The sequence below is a fragment of the Hydrogenophaga sp. genome, assembly GCF_041633695.1.
Taxonomy (GTDB): Bacteria; Pseudomonadota; Gammaproteobacteria; order Burkholderiales; family Burkholderiaceae_C; genus Hydrogenophaga.
The window spans coordinates 1-5,669 of record NZ_JBFJMY010000277.1 but is presented as its reverse complement, the minus strand read 5'-3'; the positions used below and the strand labels follow the sequence as shown (position 1 = coordinate 5,669).

The 5,669-nt window shown below is 64.0% G+C and carries 6 protein-coding genes and 1 pseudogene; 2 read left to right on the top strand and 5 right to left on the bottom strand.

The features are described 5' to 3' along the window. Positions 1–189, top strand: a pseudogene (locus tag ABYB95_RS15850) (TetR/AcrR family transcriptional regulator); the annotation flags it as partial. A gap of 114 nt (positions 190–303) precedes the next feature. Beyond that, positions 304–1,284, top strand: a complete 981-nt coding sequence (locus tag ABYB95_RS15845; protein WP_372659526.1) for an MBL fold metallo-hydrolase — start codon at positions 304–306, stop codon at positions 1,282–1,284. A gap of 88 nt (positions 1,285–1,372) precedes the next feature. Here ABYB95_RS15845 and ABYB95_RS15840 read toward each other — a convergent pair whose 3' ends face one another. From ABYB95_RS15840 to ABYB95_RS15820, 5 genes are all read right to left on the bottom strand, one after another. Further along, positions 1,373–2,155, bottom strand: coding sequence for an amino acid ABC transporter ATP-binding protein (locus ABYB95_RS15840; RefSeq protein ID WP_372659525.1), 783 nt, complete (start codon positions 2,153–2,155; stop codon positions 1,373–1,375). Between the two features lie 108 nt (positions 2,156–2,263). Then, positions 2,264–2,914 (bottom strand): amino acid ABC transporter permease, encoded by a 651-nt coding sequence (locus tag ABYB95_RS15835; RefSeq protein ID WP_372659524.1) that lies wholly within the window; start codon positions 2,912–2,914, stop codon positions 2,264–2,266. A 51-nt stretch (positions 2,915–2,965) separates the two neighbouring features. Beyond that, positions 2,966–3,634 (bottom strand): amino acid ABC transporter permease, encoded by a 669-nt coding sequence (locus tag ABYB95_RS15830; RefSeq protein WP_372659523.1) that lies wholly within the window; start codon positions 3,632–3,634, stop codon positions 2,966–2,968. A 173-nt stretch (positions 3,635–3,807) separates the two neighbouring features. Continuing rightward, entirely contained in the window at positions 3,808–4,605 is a 798-nt protein-coding gene (locus ABYB95_RS15825) for a transporter substrate-binding domain-containing protein (protein ID WP_372659522.1), read from the bottom strand. Next, positions 4,602–5,351 (bottom strand): GntR family transcriptional regulator, encoded by a 750-nt coding sequence (locus ABYB95_RS15820; protein WP_372659521.1) that lies wholly within the window; start codon positions 5,349–5,351, stop codon positions 4,602–4,604. Before ABYB95_RS15820 ends, ABYB95_RS15825 begins: the two co-directional genes overlap by 4 nt. Positions 5,352–5,669: the final 318 nt, after the last annotated feature.

Below are 5,669 nucleotides of genomic sequence, written 5' to 3'. Positions count from 1 at the left end.
TTCACCCGCTTCCTCAAGCGCGCCTACCCGGACCGCATCACGCCCAGCAACCAGACCGCGCTGACCATGATGCTGTTCGGCATGATCAACTGGACCTTCACCTGGTTGCGCCCTGGTGGCACCATGAGCTACAACGCCTTTGCAGACGAGGTCGTGAACGTGCTCGAACACGGCCTGGGCGCACCTTGACCCCCACTTTCACCGGGGCATCGGTGTTTAAGAATACGTAATCGGTTTCGTTTAGGTAAAATCACCCCCTTTCTGCACGACCGCTACCACCCGCCCCGCACAAGGAGACCTTTCATGAGCAAAGCCTTCGCTTCCCAGGCCGACCTGGAAGACAAAAAAATCACTTTTGAGCAACTCAGCCCCCACTGCTGGGCCTACACCGCCGAAGGCGACCCGAACTCGGGCGTGATCATTGGCGAAAAATTCATCATGGTGAGCGACGCCACCGCCACCCCGGCCTTGGCGCGCGACCTCATCAAGCAGATCCGCACCGTCTCCGACAAGCCGATCAAATACGTGCTGCTCACCCACTACCACGCGGTGCGCGTGCTGGGCGCCAGCGCCTACGTGGCCGAAGGCGCGACCGAAGTGATCGCCAGCCAGGGCACCTACGAACTCATCGTGGAGCGTGGCGCGCAAGACATGCAAAGCGAGATGGAGCGCTTCCCGCGCCTGTTCCGTGGCGCCGAGAGCGTGCCCGGCCTCACCTGGCCCACCCTGGTGGTGGGCGACGGCAAGCCCGGTCGCCAAGGCAGCCTTGAAGTGGACCTGGGCGGCGTGAAGGTGCAGATCTGGCACCCGGGCGCAGGCCATACCCGAGGCGACACCATCGCCTGGGTGGAATCCGAAAAGGTGCTGTTCAGCGGCGACCTGGTGGAGTACGAAGCCGGCGTTTACACCGGTGACGCGCAACTGGAAGAATGGCCCGCCACGCTGGAAGCGCTGCGCGCTCTGAACGCCGAATACATCGTGCCCGGTCGCGGCGAAGCCATGAAAGGCAACGCCGACGTGAACAAGGCGCTGGACTATACGAAGCGCTGGGTCACCACCTTGTTCGCCGCCGGCAAAGAAGCCGCCGCCGCCAAGATGGACTTGAAAGCCGCCATGGCGCTCACCCGCAAGAGCATGGACCCGGTGTTCGGCCACGTGTTCATTTACGAACACTGCCTGCCCTTCGACGTTTCGCGCGCCTACGACGAAGCCAGTGGCATCAAGAACCCGCGCATCTGGACCGCCGAGCGCGACCAGGAAATGTGGGCCGCGCTGCAGAGCTGATCCCGCTGCTCCCGCACGAAAAAGGCCACCGCAAGGGTGGCCTTTTTGTTGGGCGTTCGAATCCGATCCGCGATCCGGTGCGCCGTGCTCAGTCGGTGATGGACGACAGGAACTGTTGCAGTTCCGGCGTTTTGGGCGCGCCGAACAGCTCGGCCGGCGGTCCCATTTCATGCACCCGGCCCTGGTGCATGAAGATCACGCGGTTGCTCACCTTGCGCGCAAAGCTCATTTCGTGCGTGACCATGAGCAGCGTCATGCCCTCGACCGCCAGCGACTCCACCACGCGCAGCACTTCGCCCACCAGTTCGGGGTCGAGTGCCGAGGTGATTTCGTCGCACAACAACACGCTGGGTTGCATGGCCAGCGCGCGGGCAATCGCCACGCGCTGCATCTGGCCACCCGAGAGCTGGTCGGGAAAGGCGTCGAATTTTTCGGCCAGGCCCACGCGTTCCAGCAACTGGCGCGCATGTTGTTCGCCGGTCTGGGTGTCGGTCTTTTTCACCAGGCTGGGCGCGAGCATCACGTTTTTACCGACCGACAGGTGCGGAAACAGGTTGAAGCTTTGGAAAATCATGCCCACGTGCTGGCGCAGTTCGCGCATGGCCGCGGCATTGCCGTGCAGCAAAGGCTTTCCGTCGACCGAGAGCGCACCGGCCTGGAATTCCTCCAAGCCGTTGATGCAACGCAGCAGCGTGCTCTTGCCCGAGCCGCTTTTGCCGATGATGGCAATGACTTCGCCGGGTTGCACCTGCAGGTCGATGCCCTTGAGCACCTCGTTGCTGCCATAGGACTTGCGCAACTGCTGGATGTCGACGATGGCGCGTTGGGCGCTGCTGGTGTCCGTGGGCAACGGGGTGGCAAGGGCGTTCATTGGGTGGTCTCCATGCGTTGGGCCGTGGTCGGGTTCGGGGGTGTTTCGCAATGGGCGGGGCCAGGCTGCGGGTGGTGTTGAACCGCCATGGGCGGCGTGCAGCTGGGTTCAACGGGCAACATTCAGCTTCCTTTCCAGCGAGCGCGCATACAGGCTCACCGGGAAGCACAGCGCAAAGTAGAGCAGGGCCACGCAGCTGTAGACCAGGAAAGGTTTGAAGGTGGCGTTGGTGATCATGGTGCCGGCCTTGGTCAGCTCCACAAAGCCGATCACCGAGGCCAGCGCCGTGCCTTTGACCACTTGAACCAGAAAGCCCACGGTGGGCGCGATGGCGATGCGTGTGGCCTGGGGCAACACGATGTAGCGCAGCTGCTCGTCGAAGCTCAGCGCCAGGCTTTGTGCCGCTTCCCATTGGCCGCGCGGAATGGCGGCCACGCAGCCGCGCCAGATCTCCACCAGATAGGCGCTGGTGTAGAGCGTGAGCGCCACCGATGCTGCCGTCCAGGCCGAGGTGTCGACGCCGAACAAGGCCAGGCCGAAGTAGGCGAGAAAGAGCTGCATGAGCAGCGGTGTGCCCTGAAAGAGTTGCACGTAAGCGCCCACGAAGCGCTCGGCGCCGGGCCAGCGCGCGGTGCGCGCCACCAGCAGCGCCAGCCCGACCAGGCCGCCGCCGACGAAGGCAATGAGCGAGAGGCCCACCGTCCAGCGCGCGGCCAGCAGCAGGTTGCGAAAAATGTCCCACAAAGAAAAGTCAACCATGGCGGTGTTCCTGTGTTTGTGCGTGGGTTGCGAGGCGGTGCTGTGGGGTGTTCATCGCCGCCCGCCAAACAGGAACCGCGGTCCGGCCCAGTTGAGCAGACCGCGCACGCCGATGGACAGCAGCAGGTACAGGCCGGTGGCGACGATGAAGGCCTCAAAGGCGCGGAAGTTGCGGCTCTGGATCAGGTTGGCGGCGTAGCTCAGTTCTTCGGTCGAAATCTGGCCACAAACGGCCGAGCCGAGCATGACGATGATGATCTGGCTGGTCAGCGCGGGCCACACCTTCTTCAGCGCGGGTGGCAACACCACATGGAAAAAGGTTTGCACCTTGGACAAGGCCAGGCTCGCGGCGGCCTCGAATTGCCCCTTGGGCGTGGCCTCGATGCCGGCGCGCACGATCTCGGCCGAGTAGGCCCCGAGGTTGATCACCATGGCGATCACGGACGCGATCTCCGGCGTGAGTTTCACGCCCGCGGCGGGCAGGCCGAAGAACACGAAAAAGAGCTGCACGATGAAGGGTGTGTTGCGGATGAGCTCCACATATGTGCCCACCACCCAGCGCAACCACAGCGGGCCGCTGCTGCGCGCCCAGGCGCAAAAGGTGCCCAGCAGCAGACCGATCACGGCCGAGACGGCGGTGAGGCCCAGGGTCCAGACAACACCCTTGGCCAGCAACGGCCACTGCTGCAACACGGCGAGAAAGTCGAGTTCGATGCGCATGGTTTTCTCAGCAAATGCGGTGTGTCAGATCCATCCGTTGCAACCCCTTGGGGGGCAGCGACCCGCGCAGTGGTGGAGCGTGGGCGCCTCGATCCGGCGCTGGGCCGCCCCAAGCCGGATCAGCCCCCTTGGGGGGCAGCGACCCGCGCAGCGGTGGAGCGTGGGGGCCATATTCATTCCGGCAGCTTGCCCGCCGGACGACCCAGCCACTTCTTGGCCATGGTGTCGATCTCGCCCGAGGCTTTTGCCGCCGCAATGATCTCGTTCACCTTGGTGCGCAAAGCGTCTTCACCTTTGGCCACGCCGATGAAGTTGGGGCTGTCTTTCAGCAGCAGCTTGAACTCGGTGCCCAGCTGCGGGTTGCGCGCCATCATGTTGCCGGCCACCGAAGCGCCGGTGGCGATCAATTGCACCTGGCCCGAGACAAAGGCCGAGACGGTGGCGTTGTTGTCTTCGAAGCGTTTGATGTCGGCGTTGGCGGGTGCGAGCTTGGTGAGTTCCTGGTCTTCGATGGCGCCGCGTGTGACGCCCACGGTCTTGTCGGCGAGATCGGCAAAGCCGCTGATGCCCAAGGACTTGGCCGCGAAAACCGCCTGGAAGAAAGGCGAGTAGGCGGCGGTGAAGTCGATCACCTTTTCGCGCTCGGGGTTCTTGCCCAGGGTGGAGATGACCAGGTCGGCCTTCTTGGTCTGCAGGTAGGGAATGCGGTTGGCGCTGGTCACCGCCACCAGTTCCACCTTGACGCCCAGTTTGGCCGCGATCATTTTGGCGGTGTCCACATCCAGGCCCTGGGGTTGCAGGTCGGTGCCGACAAAGCCGTAGGGGGGGAAGTCGGTGGGGATGGCGATTTTGATGACTTTGGCCTTCATCACATCGTCGAGACCGGACTGTGCGTGGGCCGCGCCCAGGCTGCCCAGGCCGGCGCTGAGGGCCAGGGTGGCGGCGACGAATTGGCGTTTTGAGAAGTTCATAGCAAGGCTCCTAAGTAGGTTTCAGGGGGTGGGGGAGAGGTCTTGTTTCGGGTCGCCCGTTGGGCGCTGGGGCTGGCTTCTTTGAGCGGCGCGAGCGCGGCGCGCAGGTGCGCCAGCGGGTCGGTGTGGCTGCCCAGGCGCAGCGCGGCCTGCACCTGCCCGATGTGGGCCTGCATCAGGCGTTCTGCGGTTTCGGCGTCGCCGCGCGCCAGGGCTTCCACGATCGCCACGTGTTCTTCGCAGGACTGGTGGGCGTCGTGGGTGGACTGGTAGAGCATGGCGATCAGCGTGGTGCGGGCGGTGAAATCGCGCAGCGTGTCGGCCAGCAACTGGTTGCCCAGGCATTCGGCCAGGCAGACATGGAAATCACCCAGCAGGTAGCTGCGCTGCCCCACGTCCGCGCCTTTGAGCGCCTTCTTCTCTTGCTGGATGTGGTCGCGTAACCGTTTCAGGGCGGTTTTGTCCATGGGACCGGCCTGGCGGATCAGACCCATTTCGATCACGCGGCGGGCTTCAAAGGCTTCGCGGGCTTCCTCGTGCGAGGGCTCCACCACGAACCAGCCGCGCCGCGAGCTCACGGTGACGATGCCGCGTGCGGCCAGACGCATCAGCGCCTCGCGCACCTGGGTGCGGCTGCAATCGAACAGCAGCGACAGGCTTTGTTCCCCCAGGCGCGCGCCAGGCGCCAGGCGCTGCGCCAGGATGGCTTCGACGATGCGTTGGGCAATGACTGTGGAATTCACCATATGCCGGTGTCTTACGCGAATTCCGTGCCATGCCGAATCAGTCTTGTATGCAAGATGTGCGCACAAATCTTGTGCGCGGATGGCCTGCGTGTGGCGGCCGACGCACCCAAGTGCGTCAGCGAACGCACCGTTTCGGTGTCGGCCTAGGAGCCGGCGCTTCTTCTGCCGTGCAGACGCCTAGGAGCCTGCGCGGCAGAAGAGGCGTCGGCTGCAAATCGCCCGCAGCGGTCCATTTTTCACCGTCTATTTGCCCCATAGCCGGGCTATGGGGCTGCACATCCGGCAAAAACTGTCCTCGCTGGGGGCGATTTTCGCTTT